This window comes from Curtobacterium flaccumfaciens UCD-AKU (genome assembly GCF_000349565.1).
Lineage (GTDB): Bacteria > Actinomycetota > Actinomycetes > Actinomycetales > Microbacteriaceae > Curtobacterium > Curtobacterium poinsettiae.
In genome coordinates, this window is sequence record NZ_KB714609.1 from 344,614 (window position 1) to 361,217 (window position 16,604).

The 16,604-nt window shown below is 70.3% G+C and carries 17 protein-coding genes; 10 read left to right on the plus strand and 7 right to left on the minus strand.

Annotated elements, in window-relative coordinates:
• Window positions 1-38: 38 nt before the first annotated feature.
• On the minus strand, window positions 39-1,307 hold the full coding sequence (locus tag H489_RS25125; RefSeq protein WP_017886463.1) for a PTS transporter subunit EIIC: 1,269 nt from the start codon (window positions 1,305-1,307) through the stop codon (window positions 39-41).
• Between the two features lie 178 nt (window positions 1,308-1,485).
• On the opposite strand from H489_RS25125, the gene H489_RS25130 reads away from it, so the two are divergent.
• Window positions 1,486-1,722: a PTS transporter subunit EIIB gene (locus H489_RS25130; protein ID WP_017886464.1), complete on the plus strand. Its 237-nt coding sequence runs from the start codon at window positions 1,486-1,488 to the stop codon at window positions 1,720-1,722.
• Window positions 1,719-2,171, plus strand: coding sequence for a PTS glucose transporter subunit IIA (locus tag H489_RS25135; RefSeq protein ID WP_017886465.1), 453 nt, complete (start codon window positions 1,719-1,721; stop codon window positions 2,169-2,171). Before H489_RS25130 ends, H489_RS25135 begins: the two co-directional genes overlap by 4 nt.
• 76 nt (window positions 2,172-2,247) lie before the next feature.
• Here the strand turns inward: H489_RS25135 and H489_RS25140 are convergent, their stop codons facing one another.
• The gene (locus H489_RS25140) at window positions 2,248-2,982 is read right to left on the minus strand and encodes a GntR family transcriptional regulator (RefSeq protein ID WP_017886466.1); all 735 of its coding nucleotides are present in this window, start codon (window positions 2,980-2,982) and stop codon (window positions 2,248-2,250) included.
• A 206-nt stretch (window positions 2,983-3,188) separates the two neighbouring features.
• Between H489_RS25140 and H489_RS36685 the strand changes: the two genes are divergently transcribed.
• From H489_RS36685 to H489_RS25150, 3 genes are all read left to right on the plus strand, one after another.
• Window positions 3,189-3,581, plus strand: a complete 393-nt coding sequence (locus H489_RS36685) for a lactococcin 972 family bacteriocin (protein WP_159557176.1) — start codon at window positions 3,189-3,191, stop codon at window positions 3,579-3,581.
• A gap of 63 nt (window positions 3,582-3,644) precedes the next feature.
• Complete coding sequence (locus H489_RS25145) at window positions 3,645-5,672, plus strand: hypothetical protein (RefSeq protein WP_017886468.1); 2,028 nt, start codon at window positions 3,645-3,647, stop codon at window positions 5,670-5,672.
• Window positions 5,669-6,307 (plus strand): ABC transporter ATP-binding protein, encoded by a 639-nt coding sequence (locus H489_RS25150; RefSeq protein WP_017886469.1) that lies wholly within the window; start codon window positions 5,669-5,671, stop codon window positions 6,305-6,307. The genes H489_RS25145 and H489_RS25150 overlap by 4 nt, the downstream gene beginning before the upstream one ends.
• A gap of 4 nt (window positions 6,308-6,311) precedes the next feature.
• On the opposite strand, the gene H489_RS25155 is transcribed toward H489_RS25150, so the two are convergent.
• The 5 genes from H489_RS25155 to H489_RS25175 all read right to left on the minus strand — a co-directional run bounded on the left by H489_RS25155 (window position 6,312) and on the right by H489_RS25175 (window position 12,012).
• Entirely contained in the window at window positions 6,312-6,893 is a 582-nt protein-coding gene (locus tag H489_RS25155) for a GNAT family N-acetyltransferase (RefSeq protein ID WP_017886470.1), read from the minus strand.
• A 159-nt stretch (window positions 6,894-7,052) separates the two neighbouring features.
• Window positions 7,053-8,669, minus strand: coding sequence for a dihydrolipoamide acetyltransferase family protein (locus H489_RS25160; protein ID WP_017886471.1), 1,617 nt, complete (start codon window positions 8,667-8,669; stop codon window positions 7,053-7,055).
• A gap of 57 nt (window positions 8,670-8,726) precedes the next feature.
• Window positions 8,727-9,686, minus strand: coding sequence for an alpha-ketoacid dehydrogenase subunit beta (locus H489_RS25165; RefSeq protein WP_031259385.1), 960 nt, complete (start codon window positions 9,684-9,686; stop codon window positions 8,727-8,729).
• 86 nt (window positions 9,687-9,772) lie between these two features.
• Window positions 9,773-10,909 (minus strand): thiamine pyrophosphate-dependent dehydrogenase E1 component subunit alpha, encoded by a 1,137-nt coding sequence (locus tag H489_RS25170; protein WP_017886473.1) that lies wholly within the window; start codon window positions 10,907-10,909, stop codon window positions 9,773-9,775.
• Between the two features lie 23 nt (window positions 10,910-10,932).
• Window positions 10,933-12,012: a histidinol-phosphate transaminase gene (locus H489_RS25175; protein WP_017886474.1), complete on the minus strand. Its 1,080-nt coding sequence runs from the start codon at window positions 12,010-12,012 to the stop codon at window positions 10,933-10,935.
• Window positions 12,013-12,062: 50 nt separating this feature from the next.
• Here H489_RS25175 and H489_RS25180 point away from each other — a divergent pair, with 50 nt between their 5' ends.
• The 5 genes from H489_RS25180 to H489_RS25200 all read left to right on the plus strand — a co-directional run bounded on the left by H489_RS25180 (window position 12,063) and on the right by H489_RS25200 (window position 16,542).
• A complete protein-coding gene (locus H489_RS25180) occupies window positions 12,063-12,461 on the plus strand; it encodes a phage holin family protein (RefSeq protein ID WP_017886475.1) in 399 nt (132 codons plus the stop codon).
• 47 nt (window positions 12,462-12,508) lie between these two features.
• Complete coding sequence (locus H489_RS25185) at window positions 12,509-13,021, plus strand: low molecular weight protein-tyrosine-phosphatase (protein ID WP_017886476.1); 513 nt, start codon at window positions 12,509-12,511, stop codon at window positions 13,019-13,021.
• On the plus strand, window positions 13,018-14,403 hold the full coding sequence (gene purB, locus H489_RS25190) for an adenylosuccinate lyase (protein WP_017886477.1): 1,386 nt from the start codon (window positions 13,018-13,020) through the stop codon (window positions 14,401-14,403). Before H489_RS25185 ends, purB begins: the two co-directional genes overlap by 4 nt.
• Window positions 14,404-14,518: 115 nt before the next feature.
• Window positions 14,519-15,736, plus strand: coding sequence for a hypothetical protein (locus tag H489_RS25195; protein ID WP_017886478.1), 1,218 nt, complete (start codon window positions 14,519-14,521; stop codon window positions 15,734-15,736).
• Window positions 15,737-15,777: 41 nt separating this feature from the next.
• Window positions 15,778-16,542 (plus strand): L,D-transpeptidase family protein, encoded by a 765-nt coding sequence (locus H489_RS25200; RefSeq protein WP_017886479.1) that lies wholly within the window; start codon window positions 15,778-15,780, stop codon window positions 16,540-16,542.
• Window positions 16,543-16,604 lie beyond the last annotated feature (62 nt).

The window sequence follows — 16,604 nt, forward strand, 5'->3', positions numbered from 1 at the left end:
AGCTGGCACCGGGCCTCCCGTTTCGGAGACGCTCGCGTCTACGGCTTGGTGGCCGCGTCGATCGTGTTCTCGGCGATCGTGTCCTCTTCACGCCCGGGCGTGCGGAGGTTCCACTTCTTGATCACGAAACTGAACAGGAAGTAGTAGACGACCGCGTAGCCGAGGCCGATCGGGATGAGCCAGATCGCACCGTCCGCCTTGCCGAAGTTCAGCACGTAGTCGATCGCACCGGCAGAGAACGAGAAGCCGTCGTGGATCCCCAGGGCGTTCACCAGGGCGAGGGAGGTGCCCGTGAGCACCGCGTGGATCACGTAGAGCGGGAACGCGACGAACATGAACGAGTACTCGAGCGGCTCGGTGATGCCCGTGACGAACGAGGTCAGTGCGGCGGAGATCATGATGCCGCCGACGAGCTTGCGGTTCTGCGGCTTGGCGTTGCGCCAGATCGCCAGGGCACCGGCAGGCAGCGCGAACATCATGATCGGGAAGAAGCCGGTCTGGAAGATGCCGGCGGTCGGGTCGCCGTTGAGGAACCGAGCGATGTCGCCGTGGTAGATCACGCCGTCCGCGCCCGTGAAGCTGCCGAGCTGGAACCACGGGAAGAAGTTGAGCAGCTGGTGCAGCCCGATCGGGATGAGCATGCGGTTCACGAAGCCGAAGATGCCGCCGCCGATGACGGCGTTGTCGGCCACGGCCGTCCCCGCCGCGGTCAGCGCGATGTCGAAGTAGCGGTAGACGAACGACATCGCGACGGCGATGACGAGACCCGCGACCGCGGTGAGGATGGGGACGAGGCGGCGGCCCGAGAAGAACCCCAGGAAGTCGGGCATCTTCGTACGGTGGAACTTCTCCCACATGACCGCGGAGACGAGCCCCATCACGATGCCGCCGAGCACCCCGAAGTTGATCATCGCCTGGTCGCCGTTGGCGTCCTTCACGCCGTCGAGGACGATCGGCGACATCACCTTCCAGACCTCGAACATGACCATGTAGCCGACGACCGCGGCGAGGGCGGTGGTGCCGTCCGACTTCTTCGCCCAGCCGATCGCGATGCCCACCGCGAAGAGCAACGGCAGCCAGTTGAAGACACCGTTGCCAGCAGCCGAGATGACTCCGGCCCACTTGCCGAAGCCGGGGATCGCCCCGAGGAGGTCTGGCTGGCCGATGCGGAGCAGGATGCCCGCGGCGGGCATGACCGCGATCGGCAGGAGCAGGCTCCGTCCGAGGCGCTGGGCTTGTGCGAACAGCCGTGACTGCTTCTTCGGCTTCTTCTTCTCCGGCACATCCGCGGCAGTGGTGGCGCTCATCGGAGGTCCTCTCGTCATTGGGTGGAGCTGTCGGGGTGAGTTGAGTCGTGCAGCCAGCGCAGGTAACCTCGGCGGTGTCGCCAGGTCCGGTCCTGTCCGGTCATGACCAGTTCCGTAGTCTGATCCGAGAGCGGTCCGGTGTCAACCTGCGACGCAAACCCTTAACGAGGAGGAAACGATGGCCGACATCAAGGCAGCCGACATCATCGCCGCACTCGGCGGCGCCGAGAACATCGAAGAGGTCGAGGGCTGCATCACGCGCCTCCGCGTCGAGGTCGAGGACGGGGACCTGGTCGACAAGGCCGCCCTGCAGGCCGCCGGGGCCCAGGCCGTCGTCGGTGGCGGCACCGGCTGGCAGGTCATCGTCGGCACGGTCGCCGACAACCTCGCGCAGGACATCCAGGACGAACTGTGACCGTCGTCCGCACCCCCTTCGGCGGACCGGTCGTCGCGCTCGCCGACGTGCCCGACCCCGTGTTCGCCGGACAGCTCGTCGGCGCCGGCGTCGCGGTCGACCCGACGGGTGTCGAGGGTGCGGTCACCGCGGTGGCCCCCGTCGACGGCACCATCGTGAAGCTGCACCCGCACGCGTTCGCCCTGCAGGGCGCCGCGGGCGCCGACGTCCTGGTGCACGTCGGCATCGACACCGTGAAGCTCGCCGGCGAGGGCTTCGAGCTCCTCGCGACCGAGGGCGACACCGTCACCGCCGGCGACCCCGTCGTCCGGTTCACCCCCTCGGTGATCTCGGCTGCCGGGTACTCGCCGATCTGCCCGGTCGTCGTGCTCGGTTCGACGCCGGACAGCATCGACCAGGGAACCGTCGGCACCACGGTGCTCGACGGCGACACCCTGTACGAGGTCTAGGCGTTCTTCCTCGCCAGAGCGACTGGGTACTGCGGAACACCCGCAGCACCCAGTCGCTTTCGCGTTGCTGAGCGGACTACGCGACCGCGGGGGTCGCGGTGACCTCCATCTGCACGCGGTAGCGGTCCGAGCGGTACCAACTGCGGGTGTGCTCCACGGGCCGCTCCCCCGCGTACGACACCCGGTCGAACTCGAGCACCGGCGCTCCGGTCTTCGTGCCGAGCAGCGTCGCGACGTCGTCGGCCGCCGGGTTCGCCGCGACGGTCTGCTGCGCGCGGTCGATCGGGGTGCCGTACTCCGTGGCGATGATCGAGTACACCGACCCCGACAGGTCGTGGTCGAGCAGGCCCGGGAACGCATCGGCCACGAGCCAGGCGTCGTCGATCGAGACCGGCGCACCGTCGGCCATCCGCAGGCGCTTCACGTGGAAGGCCGGCACGTCGGGGTCGATCCGCAGGGCCGCCGCAGTGTCGGCCGGCGGCACCCGCTCCTCGCGCACGAGCACGACGGTGGTCGGCTCGTGCCCCATCGCCCGCATCTCCTCGGTGAACGAGGCGAGGTGCAGCGTCGACTGCACGGGCCGGTGCGCCACGAAGGTGCCCTTGCCACGGACGCGCTCCAGGTAGCCCTCGTTGACCAGCTGCCCGAGGGCCTCACGCACGGTGATCCGTGAGACGCCGTACTCGGCGATGAGCTGCCGTTCGGACGGGATCGCAGCACCGGGAGCCAGCCGCGTGGTGACGAGGTCGAGCAGGATGCGCCGCAGCTGCTGGTGCTTCGGTTCGGCACCCTCGGTGATGCGGCTCGTCATGCGTCCCTCGTGCTCCGTTGCTGGTCCTGGGCGGTGGTCATGCGCGGACATGACCAGTCCCCATCACAGTAGCGAGTCAGGCCGGGAAGACCAACGTCAGCCAACCCGGTCTCGGTGACACATGCATTTCAGATTCTTGACATCAGTTGTGCATGGCTGCCACGATCGGTCGAGCCTCATCGGGGGGCACATGGGAGGAAACAGTCGTGCGCAAGTCCAGAACGAAGATGCTCGTCGGCCTCGGTCTCACCGTCGGCCTGTTCACGGGCACTGCGACGGCGGCCTCAGCTGCGCAGTTCGAGGTCATGGGATCAGGGTCGGAAGCCGGCGGAGTGGCCGTCGCTGCATCCGGCGGGAGTGCAAGCGGTGAGACCAGCGGCATCGGTACCAACAACGACGGCGGGGGCGGGAGCTTCTGGCAGTGGGGCGTCGGCAAGGACGACACCTGGTCGAACTACTTCCGCGAGAAGCGGTGCCACGGCGCGACTGCGGTCGGCAAGAAGTCGAAGCGCGTCACGAACGTGCCAGGCGGCCGGTACGCGATGGCGATGACACCGAAGGCACGCAGCGGCAACAAGGCGTACTACCACAACTGCTGAGACCGGGAGCGGGCGGTCCCGAGCGACCGTCCACTCCGGCTCACGCTCGCCGCAAGGGGGACCATGAACATCCGCTCGGTGACGCTCGCCTACCTCGTCCCACCCCTCCTGGCTTCCGTCCTGGGCTTCGTCGGCCTGGTGCAGGTCAGCGAAGCCGGCATCGTGGGCGCCTCGTCCGTGGTGACCGCTGCCGCCGGTGCCGAGACCGGATCGAACCAGCGGGTCGCGACCGCACTCGAGCAGGTCGCCGAGGCCGAGCACGCGACGATCGCGCGGATGGTGGCGGACCGCGCGGCTCCGACGACGCGCCGCGTGGCGCTCGTCACCGACGCGCCTTCGAGCCGCGGTGCCGGCTGGCTCCTCGACGGGTACGAGGACTTCACGAGGTCGATGGTCACCACCGTCCGTCCGATGTCGGAACTCGACCAGTTCGACCCGACCGGCTCGTACTCGGTATTCGGGGACGACGACGCTCGGCGAGCCACCGTGCGCGCACTGGCCGACGCCGGGTACGAGGTCAGCGTGGAGCGCGTGCCGCTCCTGCAACGCATCGGCGTCACCGACGGCCTGGATCAGACCCTGGCCCTGGTCGGAGCACTCGTCTCGGGATGCGTGGCGCTCTGTCTGATGACGACCGTCGGGGCCCCTCGCCGCAGCGCAGTCCGCCGACTGCACGGAGACACCACAGCCGCCATCGTCATCCAGGAACTGGCTGAGCTCCGGACCGCCGTGCTCGTCACCGCCATCGGGGTACCCGTCGCCGCCATCGGGCTCTGGTTCTACAACGGGCTCGCTTCGGCGGCGACCCTCGCCGTCGCGATCTCCGCGTTCTGCGTGGGGCTGCTCGTACCGGTCGTCGTCGCGCACACGATGGGCACGGTGGTCGCGTGCCGACAGCCGTTGGTCGGCGCACTGCGAGGCGCTCGACCAGCGGGCGCGCTCCTGCTCGTCGCACAGATCGCGCGGGTGCCCGCGCTGCTGGTGCTCGTCGCGGCCGTCTTCGAACTGACCGGCGCGGTGACCACCGCACGACAGGGGACGGCTGAACGGGATCTGCGGGCGGCCGGCGAAACCGTCCAGCTCTGGGTCACCCCGGATCCGCGCCCGGTCGAGGAGCAGGCCTACTGGGACAGCATCGGTGACTTCGCCGGCGGGGCACTCGAACGGCATGATGCGTTCCTCGCCGCTGCGGTCGAGGTGTCGAGTGGCAGCGGGAAGTCCACGGTCCCTGCGCTCGTCGTCGACCAGGGCTACCTCGACCTGCAGGACGTCCGTTCCGAGGACGGGGCCCGCATCACCACCGACGGCGCGGAGATCGCCGTGTGGATGCCCGCCGACAGTGGCCTCTCCCGCGAGCGGCTCGTCGAGGGCTTGACCGAATGGCAGTTGCGGGACGCACCCGCGGCCCTCCTCGAGCACGTCACCGGTGGCACGCTGGCACGTCAGCAGGTCTACTCGTACCCGGACGACGCGTCGTCGCGCGCGTGGCTCGAAGACGCCGTGATCGTGGTCGTCCCCACACCGGGCGACGTCTTCTCGGCCGATGAACTCGGATCGTGGTTGTCGACCGGAGACGTCGTCTTCACATCCCGTGCTGCCGCCGAGCGGTCGATCGGCGCATCGGGCCTCCGCACCGAGTTCAGCGCGGTCGTCGCGGTGGGTCAGTCTGCGGCGGAACAGGCACGGCATGCAGCGATGACCGTGGCGATCGGGACGGGCACCCTGGTCAGCACCCTCGCCGTCAGCGTCATGCTCGGTATGGTCGCCACGATCGCGCACCGACGCCGTCACGGCCGCGCGATGTTCGCGAAGTTCACCAGTGGCGTCTCGCCCGTCCGCACCGATGCTGGCCTGTTGACGATCGAAGCCGGCCTGGTATCGATCGCCGTCATCGCCGTCGTCAACACCTGGTGGTCGCAACGGCCGGACGGAAGCGGGCTCAGATCGGCACTCGACCCGGTCGTGCAGTCGGCCGGAGTCGCCGCGGCGCTCGCCCTCGTGACACTCGCGGCGGTGAGCGCCACCAGCCTCGTCGTCATGGCCGTCACGGCACGGAGGACTGCACGCAACCGAGGGAACGGATCACGATGATCGAGGTACGGAACGCGTCGAAGCGTCGCGGAGGCCATGCACTGTGGCACGACCTGACGTTCGATGTGGCACGGGGTGAGATCGTCGGCTTGGTCGGGCCGAGCGGCTGCGGGAAGTCGACGCTGCTCGACTGTGTCGGGCACATCGATGCGCTCGACGGCGGCACGATCCGGATCAACGGTGAGTCGGCAGGCTCGAACGAGCGGCGAGCACGACTGATCCGGCGGCGCCACCTCGGGTACCTGTTCCAGGACTTCGGGTTGGTACCCGACATGACGGTCCAGTCGAACGTCGACGTGGTTCGCCTGCCGGACGGACGGCGGAGACACCGAGGCCTCCGGACGGGTGAGGCCCTGGAACGTGTCGGTCTGGCCGGACGCGGAACCGACCGGGTCCACGAGCTCAGCGGCGGCGAGCAGCAGCGCGTCGCGATGGCACGGCTCCTGGTGAAGCGTCCGTCGGTCATCCTCGCGGACGAGCCGACGAGTGCCCTCGACGACGGCAACGCCGCGATGGTGCTCGACCTGCTGGACGAACTGGCGGCCGACGGAGCGGCCGTCCTGATCGCGACACACTCGTCATCGGTCGAAGCGCGCGCCGCACGGAGCATCACGCTCAGTGGACCCGCTCGCTGACGGGTCAGGCGTTGGCGACGAGCCAGGCGAACTGCTCGTCGGAGAGCAGCCGATCGGTCCAGACCTGCCCCTCGACGCCGGCGGCCGCACGGTTCTGCGCGGCGGGAGCCCCCTGCCACACCAGCGACAGCCCAGCTCGACGCAGTACAGCGGCGGAAGCAGGGTTGTTCGTGAGCACCCGGCCGGTCACCGGGGCGTCGGGAGCGGTGTCGCCGGCGGCACGGACGGCAGCGAGCGCGATCTCGGACGCGAAACCCTGCCCCCAGGCGGCCGGCGCCAGGCGGTAGCCGAGGTTCCAGACCCCGCCGGCGGTCATGTCGATCCCCCCGACGCCGACGAAGGCGTGGTCCGAGGCGCTGCGGACAGCCCACGACCCGAGGCCGTGCCGCGCACGACCGCCGATCTTGCGCTGGACCATGTCCACACTCGAGCTCCGCGCCACGTGCCGTCCGGTGGGCAGGTGCTGCCACGTGCGGGCGTCCGAGAAGAGCGCGTGCACGTCGTCGATGTCGGCCGGCGTCAGCGGGGCGAGCAGGAGGCGATCCGTTCGGATCTCCTGCGAGGGGGTCAGGAGCTGGTGGACCATGCACTGATCATGCCGCCGACCCCCGACATCCGTGTGAACACCACGCGACGTTTGCGGAAGCCCGCAGATGGGGAACAGAAATGGTCGAGTGGCTCGAAGCAACCCGACCATTTCTGCTCACGAAGCGGAACGACCGACGAGAGAGCCGCTGACCGACGCTCAGTCGAGCAGGAGCGCGGGCTCCTCGAGCACCGAAGCGACGTCGTGCACGAAGCGGGAGGCCACGTCACCGTCGACGACCCGGTGGTCGAACGAGGCACCGATGGTCGTCACCATGCGCGAGCGGACCTCGCCGTCGACGACCCACGGCTTCGGCTTGATCGTGCCCATGGCGACGATCGCGACCTCGCCCGGGTTGAGGATCGGGGTGCCGGTGTCCATGCCGAACACGCCGATGTTCGTGATCGACACGGTGCCGTTCGCCATCTGCTTCGGCGTCGTCTTGCCGTCGCGGGCGGTCAGGGTGAGTTCCTCGAGCGCCTGCGCCAGCTCGAGCAGCGACATGTCCTGTGCGTCCTTGATGTTCGGCACGATGAGCCCGCGGGGGGTCGCCGCGGCGATGCCGAGGTTCACGAAGTGGTGGACGATGATCTCGCGGTCGGTCCAGGTCGAGTTCACCGAACGGTTGCGGCGGACGGCCCAGATGACGGCCTTCGCGACGATGAGCAGCGGTGAGACCTTCACGCCGGCGAACGTCGGCGAGGCCTTGAGCCGCTTGACGAACTCCATCGTGTGGGTCGCGTCGACGTCGACGAAGAGCGACACGTGCGGTGCCGTGAACGCGGACGTCGTCATCGCGGTGGCGATGGCCTTGCGGACGCCCTTGACCGGGATCGTCTCGCTGCGGACCTCGCCCCACTCGGGCGTCTCGATGTTGCGGAAGACGCTGGCCTGCTTCGCGTGCCGGATGACGTCGTCGCGGGTGACCTCGCCGGCGAGACCGGTCGCGACGATCTCGGTCAGTTCGACGCCGAGGTCCTTCGCGAGCTTCCGGATCGGCGGCTTCGCCAGCACGTTGGTCGCCGTGCTCTGCTTGTGCGCGGAGCCCGTCCCGAGAGCGCTGATGGCCTCGGCCGTGCGCTCCTCGCCCGGGTCGACGGAGGCTTCGGCCGCCGCCGCGGTGTCCGCACTGGAGGCACGGCTCGCCTCAGCCGCGAGCGCTGCGGCCCGGCGGGCGCCCGGCTTGCGACGGGACGGCGACGAGGTCGCCGAGCCGTAGCCGACGAGGACGGCGCCGGAGGACTCGTCCGTCCCGTGGACGGAGGCGTCGACCGCGACCGGCTGGGCCGGCGTCGCGGGTGCCGCAGCTGCCGCGGGGGCAGCAGCCGGAGCAGGCGCGACCGGTGCCGGGGCCGCGGCTGCCGCGGGAGCGGGAGGGGTCTGCGCGACCGGGGCCGACGGGGCGGCGGCGGCCGGAGGGGTGGACGCGACCACCGGCGAGACCGGGGCGGTCTGGGCGACGGGCGTCGCGCCTCCAGGCTGCTCGACGGGCTGCTCGGCAGGGGGCGTGAGCGCCGCTCCGGACGCGACCGACGCGTCCGAGTCGACGCGGATGATCGGCTTGCCGACCTCGACCGTGTCACCCTCGGACACCAGCAGGCCGGTGACGGTGCCGGCGAACGGCGACGGCAGCTCGACCAGCGACTTCGCGGTCTCGATCTCGACGAGCACCTGGTCGACGGCGATCTCGTCGCCGATCGCGACGCGCCACTGCACGATCTCGGCCTCGGTGAGACCTTCACCCACGTCGGGCAGGGGGAATTCGGCGGCGGCCACTACGGCTCCTTCGTGGATCTGGTCGAGCTCGGTCGGACGGGTCCTCGGTCGGACGGGTCAGTAGGCGAGGGCGCGGTCGACGGCCTCGAGGATGCGGTCCGCATCCGGCAGGTGCAGGTGCTCGAGCTTCGAGACCGGGAACGGCACGTCGAACCCGGAGACCCGGAGCGGCGGTGCCTGCATCGTGTAGAACGCCCGCTCGGCGACGGTCGCGGCGATCTCGCTGCCGACGCTGACGAAGCCGGAGGCCTCTTGCGCGATGACCAGGCGACCGGTCTTGCGGACCGAGGCGACCAGCGGCTCCCAGTCGATCGGCGAGATCGAGCGGAGGTCGATGACCTCGCAGCTGGTGCCCTCGGCCTCGGCGATGTCCGCTGCCTGCATCAGGGTGGCGACCATCGCGCCGTGCCCGACGAGGGTGACCTCGGTGCCGGTGCGGGCGACGCGGGTGGTGTGCATCGGGACGTGGCCGTCGACGAGGTCCACCTGGCCCTTGGGCCAGTAGCGGGACTTCGGCTCGAGGAAGACCACCGGGTCCTTCGACGCGATGGCCTCCTGGATCATCCAGTAGGCGTCGTTCGGGGTGCTCGGGCTCACGACCCGCAGGCCCGGGGTGTGCGCGAAGTACGCCTCGGGGGACTCCTGGTGGTGCTCCACGGCGCCGATGTGGCCGCCGTACGGGATGCGGATGACGACGGGCAGCGACATGTGCGCCGGCAGGCGGTTCGCCATCTTCGCGAGCTGCGAGGTGATCTGGTCGAAACCGGGCCACACGAAGCCGTCGAACTGGATCTCGACGACCGGGCGGTAGCCGCGCAGGGCGAGGCCGATCGCGGTGCCGATGATGCCGGCCTCGGCGAGCGGGGTGTCCCGCACGCGCTCGGCACCGAAGCGGTCCTGCAGGCCCTCGGTGATGCGGAAGACGCCGCCCAGCTGGCCGATGTCCTCGCCCATCAGCAGGACCTTGTCGTCCGCTTCCATGGCCGCGGCGAGCCCGGCGTTGAGGGCCTTGGCCATCGGCAGGGTCGGGGTGGGGTCGCTCGGGACCTCGCCGGCGCCCGGGTGGGAGCGCAGGGTGTAGTCGAAGAGCTGCTCGGTGGTGCTCATGCGTGGGCGCCCCCTTCGAAGCCGGCCTCGTACTGGGCGAGCCAGGCCTTCTGCTCGGCGATCCGCGGGTGCGGTTCGCGGTACACGTTGTCGAACATGACGTCGACGGACGGTGCGGTCAGGGCGACGGTGCGGCGTCGGACGTCGGCGGCGATGTCCTCGCCCTCTTCGTCGAACGCGGCGAACTGCTCGTCCGTCGCACCCTTCGAGCGCAGGTACGCCTCGGACCGGACGATCGGGTCGCGCAGGACCCACTCCTCGAGCTCGCCGTCGGCGCGGTACCGGCTCGGGTCGTCGGAGCTGGTGTGCGCACCGATGCGGTAGGTGTCGGCCTCGATGAAGGCCGGGCCCTGGCCGCTGCGGGCGTGCTCGGTCGCGACGACCGAGGCCGTGTAGGACGCGAGGATGTCGTTGCCGTCGATCAGGACGCTCGGGATCCCGAAGCCGCGCGGGCGGTCGACGAGCGGCGTCGGGGACTGCACCGACACCGGCACCGAGATGGCCCAGTGGTTGTTCTGCAGGAAGAAGACGACCGGCGCCTTGGTCGACGCGGAGAACACGAAGGCCTCGTTCACGTCGCCCTGGCTGGTGGCGCCGTCGCCGAAGTAGACGATCGAGCAGGCGTCGCGGTCCGGGTCGCCCGTGCCGACGTCGCCGTCGAGCTTCTGGCCGAGCGCGTACCCGGTGGCGTGCAGGGTCTGCGAGCCGATCACCAGGGTGGAGATGTGCGTGTTGCCGCGCTGGTCCGGGTCCCACCCGCCGTGGGTCTGCCCGCGGTACATCGCGATGATCTCCATCGGCTCGACGCCGCGGTGCATCGTGACGGCGTGCTCGCGGTACGACGGGAACACGTGGTCCTGGGCGCGCAGGGCGAAGGCGGAGCCGGTCTGCGCAGCTTCCTGCCCGTGGCTGGGCACCCACAGGCCGAGCTGGCCGGTGCGCTGCAGGTTGTGGCCGGCGTGGTCGAACCGACGGGTGAGCACCATGCGGCGGTGCATCGCCAGCAGGGTCTCGTCCGGGATCGCTCGCGCGGCGGCGGCGAACTCGGCGTTCTCGTCGGTCTCCACGAACCGACCCTGGGGGTCGAGGAGCCGGACGGTGGTCGTCGCGGGAGCCGCGGCGCGGAATGACATGCGGGCCAGCGTAGCGCCAGGCACTAGTCGGCCACCTGGAGGTCCCCCACAAGTGAGCGGGCTGTTTCGAGGAGCGTTCCCACAGCTTCGTGCTCGCCGATCGAGATGCGGATGCCCTCCGGCGGGAAGGCCCGGACGATGATCCCGGCGTCCTCGAACGCGGCCGCGGCGGTTGCCGTGCGGTCCCCCGTCGGCAGCCAGAGGAAGTTGCCCTGGGCGTCGGGGACGTCCCAACCCTGGGCCCGGAGCTCGGCGACGATCCGGTCGCGCAGCGCCGCGATCTCGGTCACGCGTTCGAGCAGTTCGGCCTCGCGTTCCAGGCTGGCGAGCGCTGCAGCCTGGCCCTGGGCGGTCACGGACAGTGGGATGGCGCAGGCACGGACGGCGTCGAGGACGTAGTCCGGACCGAGCGCGTAGCCCACCCGGAGGCCGGCCAGCCCGTACGCCTTCGAGAAGGTGCGGAGGACCACGAGGTTGGGGTGCGCGGCGAGCAGCGGGTGGCCGTGGACCGCTGCCTCGTCGGTCACGAACTCGGCGTATGCCTCGTCGAGCACGATCAGCACCGACTGCGGCACCGCTGCCATGAACGCGTCGAACTCCGCGGCGGTCACGATCGGCCCCGTCGGGTTGTTCGGTGAGCAGACGAGCACCATGCGGGTGCGCTCGGTGACGGCAGCGGCCATCGCGTCCAGGTCGTGCCCGCCGTCGGCACGGTTCGGCACCTGCACGCTCGTGGCACCGGCGACCGTGACGACCCCCGGGTAGGCCTCGAACGAACGCCAGGCGTAGACGATCTCGTCACCGGGGCCCGAGGTGGCGCGGGCGAGCTCGTGCAGGATCGCCACGCTGCCCGGGGCGACGTGCACCTGCTCGGCGGTCAGCCCGAAGCGGTTGGCCAGCACGGCGCGCAGGGCGAGGGCGGTGGCGTCGGGGTAGCGGTTGAACGACGTCTGGGCCTGCACGGCCTGGACGACCCCGGGGAGCGGCGGGAACGGGTTCTCGTTGCTCGACAGCTTGAAGGCGGAGTCGGACGCCTGACGTCCCTGCTTGTAGGCGGGGAGGACGGCCACCTCGGGCCGGATGTGCACACGCTGCTCGGTCACGGGTTCAGGCTACCGGCCCGTGCGCGGGTGGCGGAGGGCATCATGGACGCATGCGATTCCTCGTCCGCCTCGTCGTCAACGCCCTCGCGCTCTGGCTCACCACGCTGATCGTCAGCGGCGTCTCCGTGACGCCGTTCGGTGACGGCGGGACCACCGCGACCGTGCTCACCTTCCTGCTCGTGGCGTTCGTGTTCGGCCTCGTGAACGCCGTGATCGGCACGCTGATCCGGATCGTGGCCTTCCCGATCTACATCCTGACGCTCGGGCTCATCTCGTTCGTCGTCAACGCGATCCTGTTGCTCATCGTCGCCGGCATCTCGGAGGCGTTCGGCTTCGGGCTCGAGGTCGACTCCTTCGGCTGGGGCATCGTCGGTGCCTTCGTGCTCGCGGTCTTCGCCTGGCTGATCGGGCTCTTCGCCCGGCCGGTGCTCAACCGCCAGCGGGCGTGAGGTCGGCGGACCTCGCGGAGGACCCCGCCCTGCGTCATGATGTGCTCATGACCCAGGACGTCGACGCCCCGTTCCGCGTCTCGTTCGTCTGCAGCGGCAACATCTGCCGCTCCCCCATGGCCGGTGTCGTGTTCGCGCAGATCGCCGCCGACGCCGGTCTCGCCGACCGTTTCCAGGTGGAGTCGGCCGGCACGGGTGACTGGCACGTGGGTGAACCCGCCGACGAGCGCACGATCGCAGCGCTGGCGGCGCGCGGATACGATGGCAGCAGGCATCGCGCCCGTCAGTTCGACCCGGACCGGTTCCCGGACCTCGACCTGGTGGTCGCACTCGACCGCTCCCACGAGCGCATCCTGCGTTCGTGGGCCCCGACCATGGACGACTCCGCCAAGGTGACGCTCCTGTTGCGGTACGACGCCGCCTGGCCCCAGCAAGCCGACGTGCCGGACCCGTACTACGCGGACCGGCACGAGTTCGACCGAGTGCTCTCGACCGTCGAACGGGCCTGCCGGGCGCTCTTCCACCAGCTCGAGCCGGCAGTCCGTCAGGGAGCCCCATGACCCCCCTTCCCCCGCAGCCGATCAGCCCGCTCGACGGGCGCTACTACCCGATCGTGCACACGGTGGGCGAGCACCTCTCCGAGGCCGGCCTCAACCGCGCGCGCATCGTGGTCGAGGTCGAGTGGCTCATCTTCCTGACCGACCACGCCATGTTCACCACGTCGCCGCTCAGCGTCGACGACAAGGCGGCACTCCGTCGGATCGTCGAGACCTTCGGCCAGGACCAGATCGCGGAGCTCGCCGAGCTCGAGGCGACGACCCGTCACGACGTGAAGGCCGTCGAGTACTTCGTGCGCCGCCGACTGTCCGAGCTCGGGCTCGACGCGATCGCCGAGCTCACCCACTTCGCCGCCACGAGCGAGGACGTCAACAACCTGTCCTACGCGCTCACCGTGCGGGACACCGTCGAGCAGGTCTGGCTCCCCGGCTTCCGGGCCGTGCTCGAGAAGCTCCGGACGCTCGCCGTCGAGCTGCGGAGCGTGCCGATGCTCTCGCACACGCACGGCCAGCCGGCGACCCCCACGACGCTCGGCAAGGAGCTCGCGGTCGTCGTCTACCGGCTCGAGCGCGTGCTCGCCCAGATCGAGGGCGGCGAGTACCTCGGCAAGTTCTCCGGCGCGACCGGCACCTTCTCCGCGCACCTCGCCGCGGACCCCGAGGCCGACTGGCCCGCCCTGTCCCGCGAGTTCGTCGAGGGCCTCGGCCTGACGTGGAACCCGCTCACCACGCAGATCGAGTCGCACGACTGGCAGGCCGAGCTGTACGACCGGGTGCGTCACGCCAACCGGATCCTGCACAACCTGGCGACCGACGTGTGGACCTACATCTCGATGGGGTACTTCACGCAGATCCCCGTCGCGGGTGCCACCGGGTCGTCGACCATGCCGCACAAGATCAACCCGATCAAGTTCGAGAACGCCGAGGCGAACCTCGAGATCTCGTCGGCGATCTTCTCGACGCTGTCCGAGACGCTCGTGACGAGCCGCCTGCAGCGCGACCTGACCGACTCCACGACGCAGCGGAACATCGGCGTCGCGTTCGGGCACTCGCTGCTCGCGCTCGACAACCTGCGCCGTGGTCTGGGCGAGATCGCCGTGAACGAGGCCAAGCTCGCCGACGACCTCGACCACAACTGGGAGGTCCTCGCCGAGGCCATCCAGACGGTCATCCGCGCCGAGGTCACCGCCGGACAGTCGAACATCGAGGACCCCTACGCGATGCTCAAGGAGCTCACGCGGGGCAAGCGGGTGAGCCAGCAGGACCTGATCGTCTTCGTGAACCGCCTGGACATCTCGGACGGCGCGAAGGCCCGGCTGACCAACCTGACGCCGGCGACCTACACGGGCCTGGCGGACGAGCTGGTCGACCACCTCGACGTCTGAGCGCGGCGGCGCGAGCTGGGGGATGCGGAAACCTGAGCGGTTCGATAGGTTGGAGCTGCTGAGTACATCTCAGCACGGGGGGCGTCGCAGTGGATGCACCCTGTCCACTGACCGGATGGATCTCCACACCGTGCTTCGTTCTCGCATCACCGCGGCCGCCGTCGGCGCCACCGTGCTCGGCGTCTCCGCCGCCCTCGTCCCGACGGTCTCGACCGCCCTGTCGACGGACGGCTCCGCTTCGGCCATCGTCACCTGGACCGACTCGGCCGACGACTTCACGGCCGCGCCGACCGGCACGTTCCCGCTGACCGACCAGTGGTACTGGGCGGACATCACCGACGTGGGCGGCGGTGGCACGATCACCGACCACGCCACGATCGACGAGGACGGCCTGTCGGTCTCCGAGGGCGAAGCCGTTGCACTGATCCGTGGCCTGAACAAGCCCGTGGCCCCGAGCGCCGTCCCGGCCCTCGCTTCCGGCATCAGCATGACGACGACCGGGGCGACGTCGTTCGGTCTCGCCGTGCAGGCAGGCGGCGACTCCACCGCGCAGTCCGTGGTCTTCGCCACCGACGAGCCCGTCACGGATGGCGGCGCGAGCGTCGACGGCACCAAGAACTGGATCGACCCCTCCACCGGTGACGTCGAGTCGTCGGCCGAGCTCGCCGCCGACCTGCGTGACGCGGACGCCGAGGTCGTCGGCTACGTCGTGTACGTCGGCCTCGACATCGCCGGCGAGATCACCACTCCGCCGACCGAGCCCACCGAGACGCCGGCCCCGACCGACCAGCCCACCCCGGCCCCGACCGTGAACGGCGCTCCGGCTCCGACCGCCGAGGTGCCCGGCACCGAGCTGAAGAGCCTCGCCTCGCCGCTCGAGGTCAACGGCCAGGCCCTCGCCGCCGACGCCAGCGGTTCGATCTCCGCGCTCCGCGTCGACGACACCACGACGTACTTCACGCCGCAGCCCACCGCGACCGCCGACGCGCCGACGTCCTTGCGCGTTTCGCAGACCCTCACCGGATTCCAGGTGACGGGTGCAGGCTTCGCCCCGAACGAGTCCGTCGCGGCGACCGTCACGCAGGGCGGCGAGACCTACTCGATCCGCACCAATGCTTCGGTGGCGGACGATGAGGGCGACGTCGTCGTCGTGGTGGTCCTGCCCGAGGGTGCCGTGAGCGCCGGCGCGTACACCGCCACGCTCGAAGGCCGATCCTCGAGCCAGACCGCTTCGGCCGACGGCTCCTTCATCGCCGACCCGGCCGCCGCCGGCGACCCGGGCACGGCTCCGGTTGCCGTCCCGGTGCCCGGAACGGCGACCTTCACGGGCTGATCTTGCCGATCCTCCCGACCGAGCCACGGCGGCGTGCGACTGTGATCGCCGCCGCCGTGGCCGTCGTCTGTGCGGGGGCCGTCGCGTTCGTCGCGTTCGGCCCCCTGTCAGCCGCACCCGCCCCGACCCCCACGCGGTCCGCCGCCGCACCGACCCCCACCCCGACGACGCCGAAGCCGACCCGATCGGCAGCACCGGTCGACGGGATCGACGCCCCGACCAGCACCACGGTCGCTGCCGCAACGGGCGCGTCCGTCCCGGTCAGCGCGAGCGCGGGTGGCAAGGCGACGCAGACCCTCGAGAACCCGCAGGCGTCCGGAGCCCCGCTCGTCCTCCGGGTCGTCGACCAGCAGGACGGCTGGGCCGAGGTGCAGCTCGCACAGCGCCCGAACGGCAGCACGGGCTGGGTGCCGACCAGCGCCGTCACCCTGTCCGAGGACCCGTACGCGATCGTCGTCACCCGTTCGACGAACACCCTCGACCTGTACAAGGCCGGCAAGGTCGTCGACAGCTACCCCGTCGCCACCGGCACCGGTGGCACCCCGTCGCCGACCGGTCGGTTCGCCCTGACCGAGCTGCTCGCGCCGACGAACGAGGGCTACGGCCCGTACGCGTACGGCACGACGGCGTTCTCGGACGTGCTCAACTCGTTCGGCGGCGGCCCCGGCCAGATCGGGCTGCACGGCACGGAGGACACGTCGAGCATCGGCACCGCCGCCTCGCACGGCTGCATCCGCATGCACAACGCCGACATCACCGCGCTGGCGGAGCGCCTGCCGCTCGGCACGCCGTTCCAGGTGCGCTGACGTTCCAGGTTCGCTGACGTTCCAGGTGCGCTGACAGGCGGCCTGGAGGCGCGGCGTGCGCC

Excerpts from the sequence above, each read along its gene's own strand:
- H489_RS25145 (WP_017886468.1), top strand. The coding sequence starts at position 3,645 with ATGAACATCCGCTCGGTGACGCTCGCCTACCTCGTCCCACCCCTCCTG.
- H489_RS25140 (WP_017886466.1), bottom strand. The coding sequence starts at position 2,982 with ATGACGAGCCGCATCACCGAGGGTGCCGAACCGAAGCACCAGCAGCTG.
- H489_RS25125 (WP_017886463.1), bottom strand. The coding sequence starts at position 1,307 with ATGAGCGCCACCACTGCCGCGGATGTGCCGGAGAAGAAGAAGCCGAAG.
- H489_RS25185 (WP_017886476.1), top strand. The coding sequence starts at position 12,509 with ATGACCCAGGACGTCGACGCCCCGTTCCGCGTCTCGTTCGTCTGCAGC.
- H489_RS25165 (WP_031259385.1), bottom strand. The coding sequence starts at position 9,686 with ATGGCCAAGGCCCTCAACGCCGGGCTCGCCGCGGCCATGGAAGCGGAC.
- purB (WP_017886477.1), top strand. The coding sequence starts at position 13,018 with ATGACCCCCCTTCCCCCGCAGCCGATCAGCCCGCTCGACGGGCGCTAC.
- H489_RS25130 (WP_017886464.1), top strand. The coding sequence starts at position 1,486 with ATGGCCGACATCAAGGCAGCCGACATCATCGCCGCACTCGGCGGCGCC.
- H489_RS25170 (WP_017886473.1), bottom strand. The coding sequence starts at position 10,909 with ATGTCATTCCGCGCCGCGGCTCCCGCGACGACCACCGTCCGGCTCCTC.
- H489_RS25150 (WP_017886469.1), top strand. The coding sequence starts at position 5,669 with ATGATCGAGGTACGGAACGCGTCGAAGCGTCGCGGAGGCCATGCACTG.
- H489_RS25195 (WP_017886478.1), top strand. The coding sequence starts at position 14,519 with ATGGATCTCCACACCGTGCTTCGTTCTCGCATCACCGCGGCCGCCGTC.
- H489_RS25155 (WP_017886470.1), bottom strand. The coding sequence starts at position 6,893 with ATGGTCCACCAGCTCCTGACCCCCTCGCAGGAGATCCGAACGGATCGC.
- H489_RS25180 (WP_017886475.1), top strand. The coding sequence starts at position 12,063 with ATGCGATTCCTCGTCCGCCTCGTCGTCAACGCCCTCGCGCTCTGGCTC.